The organism is Listeria floridensis FSL S10-1187, from assembly GCF_000525875.1.
In the GTDB taxonomy this organism is placed as follows: domain Bacteria; phylum Bacillota; class Bacilli; order Lactobacillales; family Listeriaceae; genus Listeria; species Listeria floridensis.
On the sequence record NZ_AODF01000004.1, the window covers coordinates 80,301 to 94,802 of the forward strand.

General features: G+C 40.8%; 14 protein-coding genes and 4 pseudogenes. 11 read left to right on the forward strand and 7 right to left on the reverse strand.

The window, feature by feature from the left end:
- Positions 1 to 35 precede the first annotated feature (35 nt).
- The gene (locus MFLO_RS02755) at positions 36 to 869 is read right to left on the reverse strand and encodes a YusW family protein (protein ID WP_036096205.1); all 834 of its coding nucleotides are present in this window, start codon (positions 867 to 869) and stop codon (positions 36 to 38) included.
- Between the two features lie 222 nt (positions 870 to 1,091).
- Between MFLO_RS02755 and MFLO_RS02760 the strand changes: the two genes are divergently transcribed.
- The 6 genes and pseudogenes from MFLO_RS02760 (at position 1,092) to MFLO_RS15000 (ending at position 5,568) form a co-directional block, all read left to right on the forward strand.
- The gene (locus tag MFLO_RS02760) at positions 1,092 to 1,421 is read left to right on the forward strand and encodes a PadR family transcriptional regulator (RefSeq protein WP_036096206.1); all 330 of its coding nucleotides are present in this window, start codon (positions 1,092 to 1,094) and stop codon (positions 1,419 to 1,421) included.
- Positions 1,414 to 1,896: a DUF1700 domain-containing protein gene (locus MFLO_RS02765; RefSeq protein WP_036096207.1), complete on the forward strand. Its 483-nt coding sequence runs from the start codon at positions 1,414 to 1,416 to the stop codon at positions 1,894 to 1,896. Before MFLO_RS02760 ends, MFLO_RS02765 begins: the two co-directional genes overlap by 8 nt.
- Positions 1,893 to 2,978 carry a DUF4097 family beta strand repeat-containing protein gene (locus tag MFLO_RS02770; RefSeq protein WP_036096208.1) on the forward strand — a complete coding sequence of 362 codons (1,086 nt, stop codon included), beginning with the start codon at positions 1,893 to 1,895 and terminating at the stop codon, positions 2,976 to 2,978. Before MFLO_RS02765 ends, MFLO_RS02770 begins: the two co-directional genes overlap by 4 nt.
- A gap of 189 nt (positions 2,979 to 3,167) precedes the next feature.
- On the forward strand, positions 3,168 to 3,401 hold the full coding sequence (locus tag MFLO_RS02775) for a FeoA family protein (RefSeq protein ID WP_036096209.1): 234 nt from the start codon (positions 3,168 to 3,170) through the stop codon (positions 3,399 to 3,401).
- Positions 3,391 to 5,230, forward strand: a pseudogene (gene feoB, locus MFLO_RS02780) (ferrous iron transport protein B); the annotation flags it as partial. The gene MFLO_RS02775 and the pseudogene feoB, both read left to right, overlap by 11 nt.
- Positions 5,231 to 5,409: 179 nt before the next feature.
- Positions 5,410 to 5,568 carry a FeoB-associated Cys-rich membrane protein gene (locus MFLO_RS15000; RefSeq protein WP_173400570.1) on the forward strand — a complete coding sequence of 53 codons (159 nt, stop codon included), beginning with the start codon at positions 5,410 to 5,412 and terminating at the stop codon, positions 5,566 to 5,568.
- 52 nt (positions 5,569 to 5,620) lie between these two features.
- On the opposite strand, the pseudogene MFLO_RS02785 reads toward MFLO_RS15000, so the two are convergent.
- The 3 genes and pseudogenes from MFLO_RS02785 to MFLO_RS02795 all read right to left on the reverse strand — a co-directional run bounded on the left by MFLO_RS02785 (position 5,621) and on the right by MFLO_RS02795 (position 7,731).
- Positions 5,621 to 6,869, reverse strand: a pseudogene (locus MFLO_RS02785) (MFS transporter).
- 93 nt (positions 6,870 to 6,962) lie between these two features.
- Entirely contained in the window at positions 6,963 to 7,430 is a 468-nt protein-coding gene (locus MFLO_RS02790; protein WP_036096210.1) for a MarR family transcriptional regulator, read from the reverse strand.
- 70 nt (positions 7,431 to 7,500) lie between these two features.
- Complete coding sequence (locus MFLO_RS02795; protein ID WP_036096234.1) at positions 7,501 to 7,731, reverse strand: helix-turn-helix domain-containing protein; 231 nt, start codon at positions 7,729 to 7,731, stop codon at positions 7,501 to 7,503.
- A 128-nt stretch (positions 7,732 to 7,859) separates the two neighbouring features.
- On the opposite strand from MFLO_RS02795, the pseudogene MFLO_RS02800 reads away from it, so the two are divergent.
- The 5 genes and pseudogenes from MFLO_RS02800 (at position 7,860) to MFLO_RS16930 (ending at position 13,407) form a co-directional block, all read left to right on the forward strand.
- Positions 7,860 to 8,590, forward strand: a pseudogene (locus tag MFLO_RS02800) (NADPH-dependent oxidoreductase).
- Positions 8,591 to 8,656: 66 nt separating this feature from the next.
- Positions 8,657 to 9,613: a mannose-6-phosphate isomerase, class I gene (manA, locus tag MFLO_RS02805; RefSeq protein WP_036096212.1), complete on the forward strand. Its 957-nt coding sequence runs from the start codon at positions 8,657 to 8,659 to the stop codon at positions 9,611 to 9,613.
- 173 nt (positions 9,614 to 9,786) lie between these two features.
- Positions 9,787 to 10,542 carry a hydrogen peroxide-dependent heme synthase gene (gene hemQ, locus MFLO_RS02810; protein WP_036096236.1) on the forward strand — a complete coding sequence of 252 codons (756 nt, stop codon included), beginning with the start codon at positions 9,787 to 9,789 and terminating at the stop codon, positions 10,540 to 10,542.
- Between the two features lie 169 nt (positions 10,543 to 10,711).
- Positions 10,712 to 11,479 (forward strand): ABC transporter ATP-binding protein, encoded by a 768-nt coding sequence (locus MFLO_RS02815; protein WP_036096213.1) that lies wholly within the window; start codon positions 10,712 to 10,714, stop codon positions 11,477 to 11,479.
- Positions 11,466 to 13,407 (forward strand): annotated as a pseudogene (locus MFLO_RS16930) (ABC transporter permease). The gene MFLO_RS02815 and the pseudogene MFLO_RS16930 overlap by 14 nt, the downstream one beginning before the upstream one ends.
- Before the next feature lie 36 nt (positions 13,408 to 13,443).
- Here MFLO_RS16930 and MFLO_RS02825 read toward each other — a convergent pair.
- The 3 genes from MFLO_RS02825 to MFLO_RS15655 form a co-directional block, all read right to left on the reverse strand.
- Entirely contained in the window at positions 13,444 to 13,704 is a 261-nt protein-coding gene (locus MFLO_RS02825) for a DUF3116 family protein (protein ID WP_036096214.1), read from the reverse strand.
- Positions 13,705 to 13,818: 114 nt separating this feature from the next.
- The gene (locus MFLO_RS02830; protein WP_036096216.1) at positions 13,819 to 14,097 is read right to left on the reverse strand and encodes a DUF3116 family protein; all 279 of its coding nucleotides are present in this window, start codon (positions 14,095 to 14,097) and stop codon (positions 13,819 to 13,821) included.
- Between the two features lie 198 nt (positions 14,098 to 14,295).
- Positions 14,296 to 14,502 (reverse strand): immunoglobulin-like domain-containing protein (locus MFLO_RS15655; RefSeq protein ID WP_036096217.1); only part of this gene is annotated, 207 nt, incomplete at its 5' end.

A 14,502-nucleotide genomic window follows, 5' to 3' on the forward strand; every position in this document is an offset into this window, starting at 1 on the left:
GCCATCTTCATGTATATCCAATCATCTATCAATTATTATTTGATTTTAAATTCGAACTCCGCTTTATTTGGAAATTCTACTTCGTATTTGAATTCTTTGAAATCATTTTTAAGGTTCAATTTATTCAGTACATGCTTTACAATTTGATTTTGATTTTTCGATTGCATGTTGAATCCTGCAAAAAGATTTTCAATCGCTACTTGAGCTTTTGCACCTTTTAGCTTTTCTCCTGTAAGCTCATTTTCATATTTTGCTTCTACCTTACCATCTTTTTTCACTTGATAGTCGATTTCTACATCGCCTTTTTTATATTCAATTTCAATCTCTAAGTCTTTAACTGCTAAAACACCAGTTGAAGGTGCAACCACTTCACCTTCGTTACCATTTCCAACCTCTTCACCTGGATCTGGAGTCACTGTACCGCCATTTTCGTTTCCTTCATTGTTAGAAGAGCCATATCCATAGCTACCAAAATTAACTTGTGTTGTCCAAGCATTGGAAACATACGTTACTTTAAGACCTTTGTTGCTGCTGTATGCAATGTCAGAAAGAATTCCTTTTAGTTGGTACGTATAAGCACTGACACGTTGTGCAATTTCTTGAGCTTTCGCTTTTGCATAACCTGCCTTCACCCATGTTCCAGTTTGAGTTAGTTTGTTATAAACTTTGTCAACATTGGCTGCAGTCAATTTGATTCCTGTAAGCTGTTCTAAATCTACCTTGTTGAATTCCTTGATTGTCTTATAAGCGTCTTGATAGACAATACTTCCTTCAGCACTTGCTGCGTGTGTTACGACTGGTGCTAATGTAGACACCCCCAAAGTAAGAGCTAATCCTGTTGCTGCTGTAATTTTAACTAGTTTGTTCATTTTGCATTTCTCCTTTAACGGTTTTATAGTTTGCATAGTATTGTTTTATTTATACTAGCTGAATACACTATAACTTGTATCGGAATAAACGTCAAGATTTTTCTACTATTTTTTTTTATAGTAGTGATTGTATCGTTGCTAAAAAACGTTGATAATGCTATACTTAAGATTGAAAAAACTAAATATAAAAAAATGAATAGTATTTCTCAGGAGGATTAAAATATGCGTCCAACCGCTCAATTTAAAAAAGGCGTTTTAGATATTTGCGTATTGTATTTATTGCAATACCATGATCAATATGGTTATGATTTAACCCAACAAGTAAATAAGCACATTCCCATTACAGAAGGTGCATTATATCCTTCACTAAGAAGGCTTGTCAAAGATGGTTATTGTTCGACATATTTACAAGAATCTCCGAGTGGACCTTCGAGAAAGTATTATCATATTACGAATACTGGTCGAATTTATTTAAAAGAAATGCTTGCGGAATGGGACCATTTTGTTACAAGTTTTCAACAATTACGAGAGGAAGCGGATCGAGATGAATAAACAATCGTTTTTAAAGCAATTGCAAAAAGCCTTTGCTGGTCTTCCAAAAGAAGAACGTGAGGAACTTTTGCAATACTATGAAGAATACTTGAATAACCCTGATTTTGAAGAAAAAACACTCGATGATATTCAAGCAGAAATTGGAACTCCAGATCAAATTGCACAAGCCTATCTCGAAGCAAATAGTGAAATTGAGCTCGAGAAACAGGCATATAATCGGATGCGACGTTTAGGCTTCTTAAAACAAGCAACTATTTTTATTGGATTTACGCTTTTGGCACTTATTCTATCCTCCATTTTCATTAGTAGTTTAGTCGGAATTGTGCTTCTAGCTCTTGATGTTTGGGTTTTTCAACAGCTACAGGTATTCCAAATTTTTGCAGCCGTATTTTTACTTGGCCTAATTTATCTGACTTTCTTAATTATCAAACATCTTTATAGCATGTATCACACTAGAAAAGGACGATTCTCATGAAAAAACAGTTTTGGATAGCTTTTTTACTCATTTTTATTGGCTTGGCAGGAATTCTAATTTGTTTTGTTACTCAAAACAGTCATGATAGAGGAGAAAAGTATTCTCGTGAATGGAAAATTACCGCTGCACAAGCAAAAAAAATACATATTGCCAGTAATAAAACAGTTGATTTGCGGATCAAAAAATCTACAGATAATCGAATTTCTATTCGAATAGAAGGAAAATTATCTAAGTCCGAAAATAAAGCTATTAATCGTATTCAGCCTGAGTCTAATCAATTTAATCTTTCAATCGGAACAAACTATACATGGCTTGAAAAATGGCATCGTCCTAATTACGGTATCCAAAAAATCACACTATTTATACCTCAAGAAAGCGTTCTTGGGGAAGTGAAACTCGACTTTCAAGATGGAAATATTTATTTTGATCAAATCAAAGGAAAAAGTTTGGATTTAGCCTTGAAAAGTGGGAAAATCATGGGTAATGAATCCAAATTCACGACGACAAAAATCGATACTAATCGTGCTTCAACTGAGTTAACAAATTGGGACGGAACGTTGCTTTTAATATCAAATAAAGGCGATCAATTTGTTAGGGATTCTCGTGGCAATTTTACTTTTCAAAACCAAACTGGAATGACGCAAGTTCACCGTCACACCAGTGAAAAAGGTGAGATTTTAAATCTAACTGGTAAAATCGTTTCAACTGAATCTGCCATTGATGCCTTCACAATTAATTCTGCAAAAGGAACGGATGTCATTGAAGGCTTGAAGGGTGATCTGCTACTCAGCACCATTGAAGGAGACAGTATTTTGCGTGATAATCGAGGTAGTCAAGTGATTCGAAGTGAAAAAGGAATCGTGATTATTAACCAAGTTCACCTTGCTGAAAAACTTGATATTAAAACGAAAACTGGACTAATCAAACTAACACTGACTGATGTCTACAAAGACATGCCAATCGCAATTGAAGCTTCTCACGGTCAGGTTTCTTCAGACTTCCACTGGGAAACCACTCAAAAAAATCCAAGAATTAAGATCCAAACCGAACATGGCGAAGTGAAAGTAATTCAGGAAAACTAATACAAAGCTCAAAAGTGCGTTGCCAAATGGCAACGCACTTTTTACGCGGCGAAGTGGCGAGAGACTAATTCGCAAGCTAACTTTTGAAATTTCAGCAAAATGACTTCATCTTTTTCCCCATTCGTGATAGAATGAACTTGACTGATAATGATTCTCAACAATCGTATTGAGACACGGGAGGAAATGGATATGCAGTTGAATCAAGCATCTGTAGGCGATCGCGTGACGATTACAAAACTGAATCTTTCCAGCAAGCTGCTTAAAAGACGACTGCTCGCACTTGGTTGCAGCGAAGGCTGTGAACTCTGTATTAAGCAAAAAGGAATTTTGCAAGGGCCTTGTACATTTGAAACAAAAGGGCAATATATCAGCATTAGAAACTGTGATGCTTGCGAAATTATGGTCGAACTAAATGGCCGGTAATTATTGTCTGCTTGGAAATCCGAATACAGGGAAAACCTCATTATTTAACGCACTGACAGGTTCTTATGAATATGTTGGCAATTGGAGCGGGGTTACCGTCGAAAAGAAAATCGGCACACTTCGCGAAAAAAAAAGGCAAACTGATTGATTTACCAGGTATATATGACTTAAATCCGATTTCGCGCGATGAAAGTGTCGTTGCGCGTTTTTTATATGAAGAGTCTTTCGATTCGATACTCAATATTGTCGATGCTTCGCAAATTGAACGCAATTTAAATCTTACTGTTGAACTGCTCGAATACGGTGCTCCTGTTGTGATGGGGCTGAACATGGTCGATGTTGCGCTCGCTCGCGGCATCAAAATTGATATTCCCAAACTGACCCGTGCACTTAAAATTCCGGTTCTTCCGGTCATTGCACGTTCTGGCAAAGGCACGGACGAACTGCTCGCAGCACTTACGGAAAAACATCAGGCGCCGCAAAACCCGCTCGTACTCGAATACGGTGAAACCATCGAACAGGCGATTAAAGAGCTTTCAAAACTTTTTTCTGGAATAAGAGCAAAAAAAGAATTGCGCTGGCTGGCCTTGCAATTTTTGACCGAGAATTCTGTTATCCTTGACGCCCTTCGCGAACAAGATTTTTATCCAAGGGCAGAACAAATTCGGCGTGATGCCGCGAACAAACTTGATTCTCAGTTAGCCGATCACATTCATCAAGTCCGCACTAACTTTATCGCCGATATTTGTTTAAGTGCCGTTGAACATACCAAAAATGCTCATTTGCCTTTTTCAGATAGAATCGACCGAATTGTGACACACCGCTTTTTCGGTATCCCGATTTTTCTCGGCATTATGTGGCTGATCTTCCAAATCACCTTTACTTGGGTGGGGACGCCGTTATCAGATTTACTTGACGGCTTCATTAATGGCCCTTTTAAAGAAGGAGCCGCTTCTCTCCTCGACTCAATCGGAACCTCAACCTTCCTGATTAAGCTGGTGACAGACGGCATCATTTCAGGCGTTGGCGGCGTGCTTGTTTTTATTCCGCAAATCTTGATTATTTTCTTTTTCATTTCTGTTTTAGAAGATTCCGGTTACATGGCTCGAATTGCTGTTGTGATGGATCGAATTATGGAGCTGTTCGGCTTAAACGGCAAAGCGTTTATCCCGATGATCATCGGATTCGGCTGTAACGTTCCCGGAATCATGGCTGCACGCTCGATTGAAGAATCGAAAGAACGGACATTAACCATCTTGATTACACCGTTCATGTCCTGCTCAGCACGGCTTCCGGTCTATGCACTCTTTGCTGGCGTTTTCTTTGCCAAATACCAAGCGCTCATCGTCCTTTCACTTTATGTGATCGGCATTGTGATGGCTCTTGTTGTGACAAAGATTTTATCCGTCACGATTTTGAAAAAAGAAAACTCTGTATTTGTCGTTGAACTTCCGCCTTACCGCATTCCTTCGCTGCGAACACTTTGGCGCAGTACATGGGAAAAAGGCAAAGGTTTTTTGAAAAAAGCCGGCACATTTATCTTTGCTGGTTCAGTGATCATTTGGCTGCTTAATTACGCTGGTCCCGGAGGCTTTGACGTCCCAATGGGCGAAAGCTTCCTTGCAATCATCGGCGGTTTCCTTGCACCAATTCTTGCGCCGCTTGGTTTTGGCACATGGCAAGCTGGAGCTACATTGATTCCAGGGTTTCTCGCAAAAGAAGTGATCATCTCAACAATGGCGATCATCTATTCCGTCAGCGAAAACAGCCTGTCAAGCATCGTGGCCGGTTTTTACACGCCGCTTTCCGCCTATGCCTTCATGCTTTTCATTTTGCTTTACATTCCGTGCCTTGCGACTGTAGCTGCAATTCGCAAAGAAACTGCATCCTTGAAATGGACTGCATTTGCCGTAGCTTACCCGCTCGCAACAGCTTACGTCATCGTCCTTATCTTCTATCAAGTTGGACGACTTTTTATCTAAGAAAGGAGCGTAAAAACTTGCTTAGCATCCTAGTTAACCTGTTGCTTGGTGGCTTGATTTTTGGTTACACAGCTTATGCGCTCGTTCGTTATGTCAAGCGAAGCAAAAAAGGAAATTGTGCCGCTTGCGAACTGGAAGAAGCTTGTGAAACAGAAACAAAACTGCCCGAACACTTACGATCTTAAATTGACTAAAAAACCGTCAAGCAGTTGCTTGACGGTTTTTCTTGTGCGAAGATTAGGATTTAACCATCTGGACGCCGCGATATAAAACAAGACTTGCGCAAACGATTAAGACAGCTCCCATAAGAGCCGGGGCAGCATGACCGAAGAGCACATAAACCTGCCCTCCGAGAATCGGCCCAATAATCCTCGCAAGCGACTGAATCGACTGGCTTCCGCCTTGCACTCGCCCTTGTTCGCTTGTTTCAGCAGATTTCGACAGCATACCGTTAAACGACGGGCCAAAAATTGAATCGCCGAATCCGAAAATAAACATCCCGCAGATAAACAGCCAAAAAAGAACCGTTAAGAGCTGAAATGGCAATCAAGATATAGCCGGAAGCTTCTGCCGCCATCCCGAAAAGCGCAATCTGCTTATCGCTCATTTTGCGCAGTAGCCGTGGCATGATCAAGCTTTGTGAGACAATATCCTGCACACCTAAAATCGAAAATATCAAACCAATCAAAGCAGGTTTCAAGCTGAACGTATCGATCGTAAACTGCGACAAAATGGCTTGAAGCGAGCCGCTCGGCACAAACAGCAAAAATGCAGCTAAGAGCAGGCGGTTCAAGTTTTTCACAGCCAGAATCTCGATCAACTGTACAAATGGATTTAACCTCCGTGCCGTGATCTGCTTCAATCGGTACTTCTTCTCAAGACTTTCCGATAAAAAGAAATAAGCGTAAATCACGTTCAAAAAAGTAATATTTGCCGCAAAATAAAGCGGCGCAGCACTTCCGAACTGAGAGGCAATCAAACCGCCGATCGTAGGCCCCATAACCGTTCCAACACCCGTTACCGCGCTGATCCAGCCAAAGTATTTCGTTCGCTCTTCACTTGGCGTAATATCCGCAAAATAAGCGAAAATTGTACTGATGCTCCCGCCCGTAATGCCTTCAATGATCCGGCCGAGAAAAAGCACCCAAAGTGCTCCGCCAATCCCGAAAATGAGAAACCCGATAGCGGCGCCAAGCAAACTAATAATCAGAATCGGACGCCGTCCAAATCGGTCGCTCAGTGCGCCGAGAATCGGAGCCGAGAAAAACATGCAGATCCCATATACAGACGTAAGTAGCGTGACAATCACAGCTTGGCTGCTCGAACTTTCCACATATGGTGCAACGAGAAAAGGGACAACGGGTGTGATAATACTAAAGCCAATCCCGATTAAGAAAACCGAAATAAGTCCCGCAAATAACGCATGTTTCTTTACAGTCGGTTTTGAATTAGATGGTTTGTTTTGATGCGATGAAATCATGAACATCTCCTTTTGTTTCTTTGTCAACAAAATAATATCGAATTTTTGTTTCTTTGTCAACAAAAAACCATCCCGCATAAAATGCGGGATGGTTTAACTTCAATTCAAATGGATATTGGCTTTTTCAATTTCAGCATCGAGATGCTCGCTGTAGCGGTTTATAAAGCTGATCATCATATCGTACTGCTCATCGGTGATTTCTGCAAATACGGCTTTGTCACGTTCACGAAATTGTTTATGCAACTCTTCGTGAGTATCAAACACTTCTCTTCCCTCCTGCGTCAGCCTAAAAAAAATCTCTTTTTTATTATCTTCTTTTTGATAACTTTCGATCAGTTTCTTAGCGATCAGCCTTTTTGTGAGTTTGCTTACTGCACCGCGTGTCACATAAAGTGCCGCCGCAAGTTTCGTTACATTCGGCTCCGGAAGCTTTTCAATGTATTCAATCGTATGTACCTCAGAAGGTTTGTAACCCCTAAGCCGCTCTTCCATCTCGGTTTTATCCAGCCAAGCACGCTTGTCGAACAACGCTCTGAAACTCGCCGTCAGCTCTTCTTCTTTATTCATTTTCACTGCCTCCGATTTATTCGTTTCATTCAAGTATACGTATTTTTTGTTTCCAAAACAACAAACTTGTTTAGCGATCGTACGGCCGAAATTTATCTCGTAAATTCATTTGCTCTTCCTGCCGTTGCTTGAGATCAAGCTTGTGAAACAGCAAGGTTTTTCCTTTTTTCGCACATGGTATTTTTTCACGTTTCACAAGCGATAATAAAGCTTGTCTTGAAACGCCGAGAAAACGTGCAGCTTCTTCCGTCGTCAAAAAAGTTGCTTCAAGCCAGTTTCGATCTTTATCTTGCGAATTCATTTCCAACTGCGCCACCTTCTTCCACTATTAAGTGTAGAAAATCTTGGCCTTTTTTTCAAGTAAAGCATTAACAGCACTGCTAAAAAACGCTATACTGAAAGAAAATAAACTGATGAGGTGAAAAATCAATGAATCATGTTATCAATCAAATGCTTGCACACCGCTCAATCCGCGCTTATCAAACCGGACAAACAATCCCAGAAGATGAACTTGACCTAATCATTCGTGCTGCAAAAAGCGCCCCTTCTTGGATTAACGGCCAGCACTATTCAATCATCGGCATAAAAGATGCGGCACGCAAAGCAAAACTTGCAGAACTGACACGCAACCCTTATGTCGCAGATTGTTCCATTTTTCTTGTCTTTGTCGGCGATTTTTATCGCGTATCCCTTGCAAGCGAGCTTCATCAAAAAAGTTTTAGCACAAAGCAGGAAGCCGATTTATTGCTCGTCGCAGCAACCGATGTCGGGCTTGCCTGCCAAAATGCTTTAACTGCCGCGGAAAGTCTTGGATACGGCACTGTTTGTATCGGCGGAATCAGACGTGATATAGACGCCGTTTCCGAATTTCTCGAACTTCCTGAGATGGTACTTCCGATTGTCGGACTTTGTATTGGAACACCAGCGAGCAACCCGCCAGTAAAGCCGCGGCTGCCAAAAGAAGCGTCCTATTTCGAGGAAACCTATCGAACAGATACTCTTCCGCTGCTTGAAGCCTACGATAAAACGATCATCCCGTTTTCTGAACGTGAAGGAAGTGTTGGCTATACCGAACGAATCGCAAGTTTCTACGACAAATCCTACTATCCCGCTTGACTAAAGCCTTAAAGAAACGGGGATTCTTACACACAAACGAGTAGATTTTTCTGTTAAATTAGTATATACTTTTATTCGTTGATAAGAGATAAAATACTGGAGGTTTCATAATGAAGGAAGCATTATTTTTAAATCCTGTCTTTCAGGATCGCATTTGGGGCGGCACAAAACTGCATGATTATTTCGGCTACAACATTCCATCTGACAAAACGGGAGAGGATTGGGCCATTTCAGCACATCCAAATGGTCCTTCCACAGTAAAAAACGGCGCCTATCAAGGTAAAACCCTTACCGAGCTTTGGGAAGAGCATCCAGAACTATTTGGCAATCCGCGTGAAGCTCATTTTCCGCTACTCACAAAGATTTTGGATGCGAATACGGATTTATCGGTACAAGTCCATCCAGATGATGCTTATGCACATGCACATGAAAACGGCGAACTCGGTAAAACGGAATGCTGGTATATTATTGACTGTGCAGACGGGGCAGAAATTGTTTATGGTCATACGGCACAATCAAAAGCTGAATTCACCGAACTTGTTGAAGCAGGCAATTGGGATCAACTTTTACGCAAAGTAAAGATTAAACCGGGCGATTTTTATTATGTCCCAAGCGGAACGATTCATGCACTTGGAACCGGCACACTTGTACTTGAAACACAGCAAAGTTCGGATACGACATACCGCGTGTATGACTACGACCGAACTGATGCAGCAGGCAACAAGCGCGAGCTCCACCTTGATAAAGCAATCGACGTGACAACCATTCCGCACGAAGATGCAAAACTGGATATCGTGACGGAGCGGAACGGCGATGCGGATATTACTACTTTTGTATCAAATGATTTCTTCAGTGTTTATAAATGGGAAATTGACGGCACTGCAAAGTTTGAAGCCACTGCCCCGTATACACTCGTAAGTATTTTAGATGGTGAAGGCGTGCTTTCGATCGACTTTGATTCGACTCGTATTCGAAAAGGCGATCATTTCCTTTTGCCAAACGATATTTCGAACTGGACGATTGATGGAACACTAACAGCGATTGTCTCAACACCGCCGCTTAACTAATATTTTTTGAAAGACTCTTCAGATGGGGAGTCTTTTTTTTGCGCGAGTTCGCTTGGCCAAATCAATTTGACGAAAGAAAACCCCTTCTTTTCAGCCAGAAAAAAAAGACTTTCCGGCGCAGCTATGATAAAATCAAGCTAAGTGAATTTATTTACATAAAAGGAGTGACACACATGAATGAAGCTGTACAAACGCTTGACGGCTGGTACTGTCTGCATGATTTCAGATCGGTAGATTGGACGAGCTGGCGCGAGCTTTCTGAATCTGACCGTAAACGTATCTTAACGGAGTTTGATCAATTTTTGGCTGAACTGGAAATCACGAAAACTATCGGTGAAGGGGAACAAACGTTGTATACAATTGTCGGTCAAAAAGCGGATTTCGTTTTCTTCTTATTGAGATCTACACTTGAAGAATTAAATGCGATCGAAAATCGTTTCAACAAGCTTGAAATTGCGGATTTCTTCATCCCGACATATTCCTATGTTTCCGTTGTCGAACTGAGCAATTATTTAGCTGCTCACATGGCAGGTGATGAAGATCCATTTGAAAACAAACACGTGCGGGCGCGGCTATACCCGGCACTTCCATCAAAAAAACATATCTGTTTCTATCCGATGAATAAAAAGCGCGAAGGGGTAGATAACTGGTATATGCTGGATATGGAAGAGCGCCGCCGGATGATTCGCGAACACGGGATGATCGGTCGGACTTACGCTGGTAAAGTGAACCAAATTATCGGTGGTTCGATTGGGCTTGACGATTACGAATGGGGCGTCACTCTCTTTGCAGATGATGCACTTGATTTTAAACGCATCGTCACAGAAATGCGCTTCGACGAAACTAGTGCCCGCTTTGGCGAATTTGGTGCTTTTTTCGTCGGCAATCTACTTCCACAAAAAGATATCGAAGCCTTCTTTACAATTTAACAAGCAAGAAAAAAAGCTTGAATCAGCTGAATTGATTCGAGCTTTTTTCTTGCTTCGTGACGAAAATGTAAGGCTCATTTGCCATTTTGTCATCTTGCTGACGGGCAGAGCTACTTTTTTTCGGTTAGACTTAAAAGTAAAGAAATACTCATTTCTGAGGAGGATAACAATGGAACCTGTACTCAAAGCACAACATGTCCGTAAAGTATACGGCAGCAAGGGCAATGTCTATACAGCCCTTGTTAATATCAATCTAGAAATTAATGAAGGCGAATTCGTTGGAATTATGGGTCCTTCCGGAGCGGGGAAATCTACGCTTTTAAATGTCCTTTCAACGATTGATCGGCCAACTTCTGGAGAAATTAAAATTTCTGGGAAAGATCTTGAAACTATGAACGAACAAGAGATGTCGCTGTTTCGGCGTGATCGCCTCGGCTTTATTTTCCAAGATTACAATTTACTTGATACTCTTTCGGTTCGCGAAAACATCATTTTGCCACTTGCTCTGGCTAAGCGTCCCGTTACTGAAATTGATGCGGCCATTGATAAAATCGCAGACACATTTTCGATCCGCTCGATTCTAGACAAGTATCCAAATGAAATTTCTGGCGGGCAAAAGCAACGCACAGCCGCTAGCCGAGCCATTATCACGAACCCAAATTTAATTTTTGCAGATGAACCGACTGGTGCCCTTGATTCAAAATCGGCAGCTGATTTACTTGAAAGTTTGCGTGATTTAAATGAAACAAATAACGCCACGATCATGATGGTGACGCATGATGCCTTCGCGGCAAGTTTCTGTAAACGGATACTCTTCATCACAGACGGGGAAATCTACACGGAAATCTACCGCGGTACTAAGACACGCAAAGAATTCTTTCAGAAAATCCTTGATATCTTAGCTAAATTAGGGGGAGACATGAATGACGTTATTTGACATCGCCAAGAAAAATATCAAACATAATTTCATTCATTATTTTCTTTATTTTGCTTCGATGATTTTTTCGATCATGATTTATTATACCTTTGTAGTTCTTTCAAAGGACCCAGCTGTCATTGAGCGAATTGACCGTTCGGATAAGCTTTCGGTTGCCTTTTCTGCTGCTTCGGTTATTCTGCTTGTCTTTGTTGCGATATTCATTCTCTATTCCAATAATTTTTTCACACGCAAGCGGAAAAAGGAAATCGGTTTGTATTCGCTACTTGGGCTCCGCAAAGCTCAAATTGGGCGGCTGCTTTTTTACGAAAACTTCATCATGGGGATCGGCGCGCTGATCATCGGTATTGTCCTCGGCACTTTTCTTTCGAAGCTGTTCGTTGCGATTTTGCTAAATATGATGGATTATGAAGTCGTCAGCACGTTCGCGTTCTCCTGGGAAGCTGTTCTTAGCACTGGGCTTGTCTTTCTTTTAATCACCTTATTTACATCACTTCTCGGTTTCCAGATTATTTACAGAAATTCCCTGCTTGATTTATTTCATTCCGAAGCAAAACGTGAAAAATCGCCTCGCCCGTCCCTGATCCTCTCGATCATTGCGCTTGGCTTTATCGGGCTCGGCTACTTCATCGCGCTTCAGCCGCTAACCGCAAAACATTCGCTTTGGAAATCGCTTGGGTTTGGCTACACAGCCGTGATAATCTTGGCTTTAACCATTATCGGTACCGCTCTATTTATCACTTTTTTTCTTGCCGTATCTGCTTAAAAAGCTGCGTTCAAACAAACGTACATTTTACCGCGGTACGAATATTATCACGAATTCCCAGCTTGCTTTCCGCATTGCTTCAAATGCGAAAACATTGTCTGTGATTGCAATTTTAAGTGCGACAACACTCTCAAGCATCGGAGCAATTGGAAGTCTTTACTACAACGTCAATAAAAACGCAGAAAAACAAGTGATTGCGAGCTTTGAATATATGGTTCCGACTAATCAAAAGACGGCTGACAAAATTCTAAGGACGGCAAATTCGGACAAAACACATTCGGTTACTTTTGAGCAAGAAACCGCGCTATATCATGTAAAGCTTGATTCCTCCGCACCTAAAATTGATGAAAGTCTGGCAGATGAGGGCGGTTTCCAAGTTATGAAACAATCTGATTATATGACACTGTTCAAAGCATTCTATCCAAAAGAAACTACGCCTAAAATCGGCACAGATGAAGCTCTTCTTATCCCTTCCATCTATGTGGGCGGTCGGGATGACTTAATAAAACCTAATAGAACAGTTATAAATTTAAATGGAAAAGCAACACCTCTACATTTAAAATATAGCAACCATTCTGTTATTCAATCCATTTTTGCTGGAACGCTTATCTTGCCGGATACACAAGCAGCCAAGATTACACAAAAGCCGTCAATGAAAATTCAGTCGATCCAAGTTAAGAATCCTAAAACGGCTGATACACTTAGTGACCGAATACAAGAAGTCCTGCCTAAAGATACCATTTTCCAAAGCTACCCTGCTGTTTATCGCAGTATGATGAATACCGCTGGTGTCCTAATGTTCATCGGAATGTTTATCGGGCTCGTCTTCTTAGCAGCAACGGGAAGCATTATTTACTTCAAGCAACTGACCGAGGCTTATAACGATGTTGGTACTTACGGTATCTTGAAAAAAATCGGTGTGACCCGTAAAGAAATTCGGTACAGCATCGCAAAACAGGTACTGGTGATTTTCCTAATCCCACTTGTGCTTGGTATTGCTCACAGCAGTATCGCACTCGTTTGTTTATCGAAGATGCTCGATCTTGATCTAACTCTTCCTGTTGTGATCAGCACGGCTAGCTATACCGTGATGTATATCATTTACTACTTAGTAACTGTAAACAGTTATACAAACATTGTGATGGGAAAACGTCTGAAATAAAAAAGCGAAACCCTCACCGGTTTCGCTTTTTTATTGTTATTCATCTGCGGATAGTTTGCGGTAGAGCAGATCACCTTTATCCGTTAAAAAATACTTTTTTTGGTTATAAGGAACATTTTTCAACCTAATGAGAAAATTTTCCTGCTCAAGCCAGTATAAGACGCGCAAAAATTCATTCTTAGAAATCGTCATTTTGGCATGAGCAAAGGAATCTTGCTGCATATTAATCAAGACAAATTCAGGATCTAGGATAAAAGACAATACCATTTTTTGTTCTTCGTCAGTCGGCCGCCACATCGTTCTCCCCCCTGATGCACTTAATCTAATTTAAGTATACAACGAAGCTGTTTTTTTAGAAAGCTGGAGAAGCTCTGACTGTGGCCTTGTCATTCTTAAACCAAAGAATCCGATTTATAGATGTTCACTTTTTTTCAACTGCTGATAAAGCAGTTTACCTTTATCGGTAATAAAATAGGTTTTTTTCGTATCCATATATGGCTGCTTACGTAAAACAAAGCCTTTCCACTCTAACCAGTACATCGTATAAAGTAATTCATTGCGCGTTGGATGGTTTTCATTAAGTCTCGAATCCGTATCAAACTTTGTCTCTTGGAAGTTCACGAAATAAAACTCAGGATCATAGACATATTCAAGTGTGATTAGCTTCAAATTATTACTCGGTTCATTCAATTTTGTTCACCCTATACTTATACTTTAATATAATTATAGCAAATCTATTTCGGAATGAACATCCTTGAAAAGCGAAGACCGGTTAGCCAAGCTAACCGGTCTCTCTTGTATGCTCTTTAGTTGTGCCAAAGTTTTTCTTGGTTGAAGTTATTTTGTTTCTGGAAGATCAGCCGAACTCCCATTTTCAATAAAATGTTTTTAACGCACTACAATTGAAGTTTCTGCACGTTGGGCAAATGTACTATCAACGCCAACTACTTTTACTACATCACTTGCAGATTTAATGAAGTTAGCTGCGTTTGGAATTGTGTAATTTCCACTTCCATCTGTTTGTGCTTGCGTCACAACTGTTCCGTTTACGAATAGACGAACACGAGAAATATCTGCTCCATATGTTCCGGAAAA

What these genes read in the sequence shown, in the direction of transcription:
- MFLO_RS02755 (WP_036096205.1), bottom strand. Translation starts at nt 869, where the DNA reads ATGAACAAACTAGTTAAAATTACAGCAGCAACAGGATTAGCTCTTACT.
- MFLO_RS02760 (WP_036096206.1), top strand. Translation starts at nt 1,092, where the DNA reads ATGCGTCCAACCGCTCAATTTAAAAAAGGCGTTTTAGATATTTGCGTA.
- MFLO_RS02765 (WP_036096207.1), top strand. Translation starts at nt 1,414, where the DNA reads ATGAATAAACAATCGTTTTTAAAGCAATTGCAAAAAGCCTTTGCTGGT.
- MFLO_RS02770 (WP_036096208.1), top strand. Translation starts at nt 1,893, where the DNA reads ATGAAAAAACAGTTTTGGATAGCTTTTTTACTCATTTTTATTGGCTTG.
- MFLO_RS02775 (WP_036096209.1), top strand. Translation starts at nt 3,168, where the DNA reads ATGCAGTTGAATCAAGCATCTGTAGGCGATCGCGTGACGATTACAAAA.
- MFLO_RS02790 (WP_036096210.1), bottom strand. Translation starts at nt 7,430, where the DNA reads ATGAATAAAGAAGAAGAGCTGACGGCGAGTTTCAGAGCGTTGTTCGAC.
- MFLO_RS02795 (WP_036096234.1), bottom strand. Translation starts at nt 7,731, where the DNA reads ATGAATTCGCAAGATAAAGATCGAAACTGGCTTGAAGCAACTTTTTTG.
- manA (WP_036096212.1), top strand. Translation starts at nt 8,657, where the DNA reads ATGAAGGAAGCATTATTTTTAAATCCTGTCTTTCAGGATCGCATTTGG.
- hemQ (WP_036096236.1), top strand. Translation starts at nt 9,787, where the DNA reads ATGAATGAAGCTGTACAAACGCTTGACGGCTGGTACTGTCTGCATGAT.
- MFLO_RS02815 (WP_036096213.1), top strand. Translation starts at nt 10,712, where the DNA reads ATGGAACCTGTACTCAAAGCACAACATGTCCGTAAAGTATACGGCAGC.
- MFLO_RS02825 (WP_036096214.1), bottom strand. Translation starts at nt 13,704, where the DNA reads ATGTGGCGGCCGACTGACGAAGAACAAAAAATGGTATTGTCTTTTATC.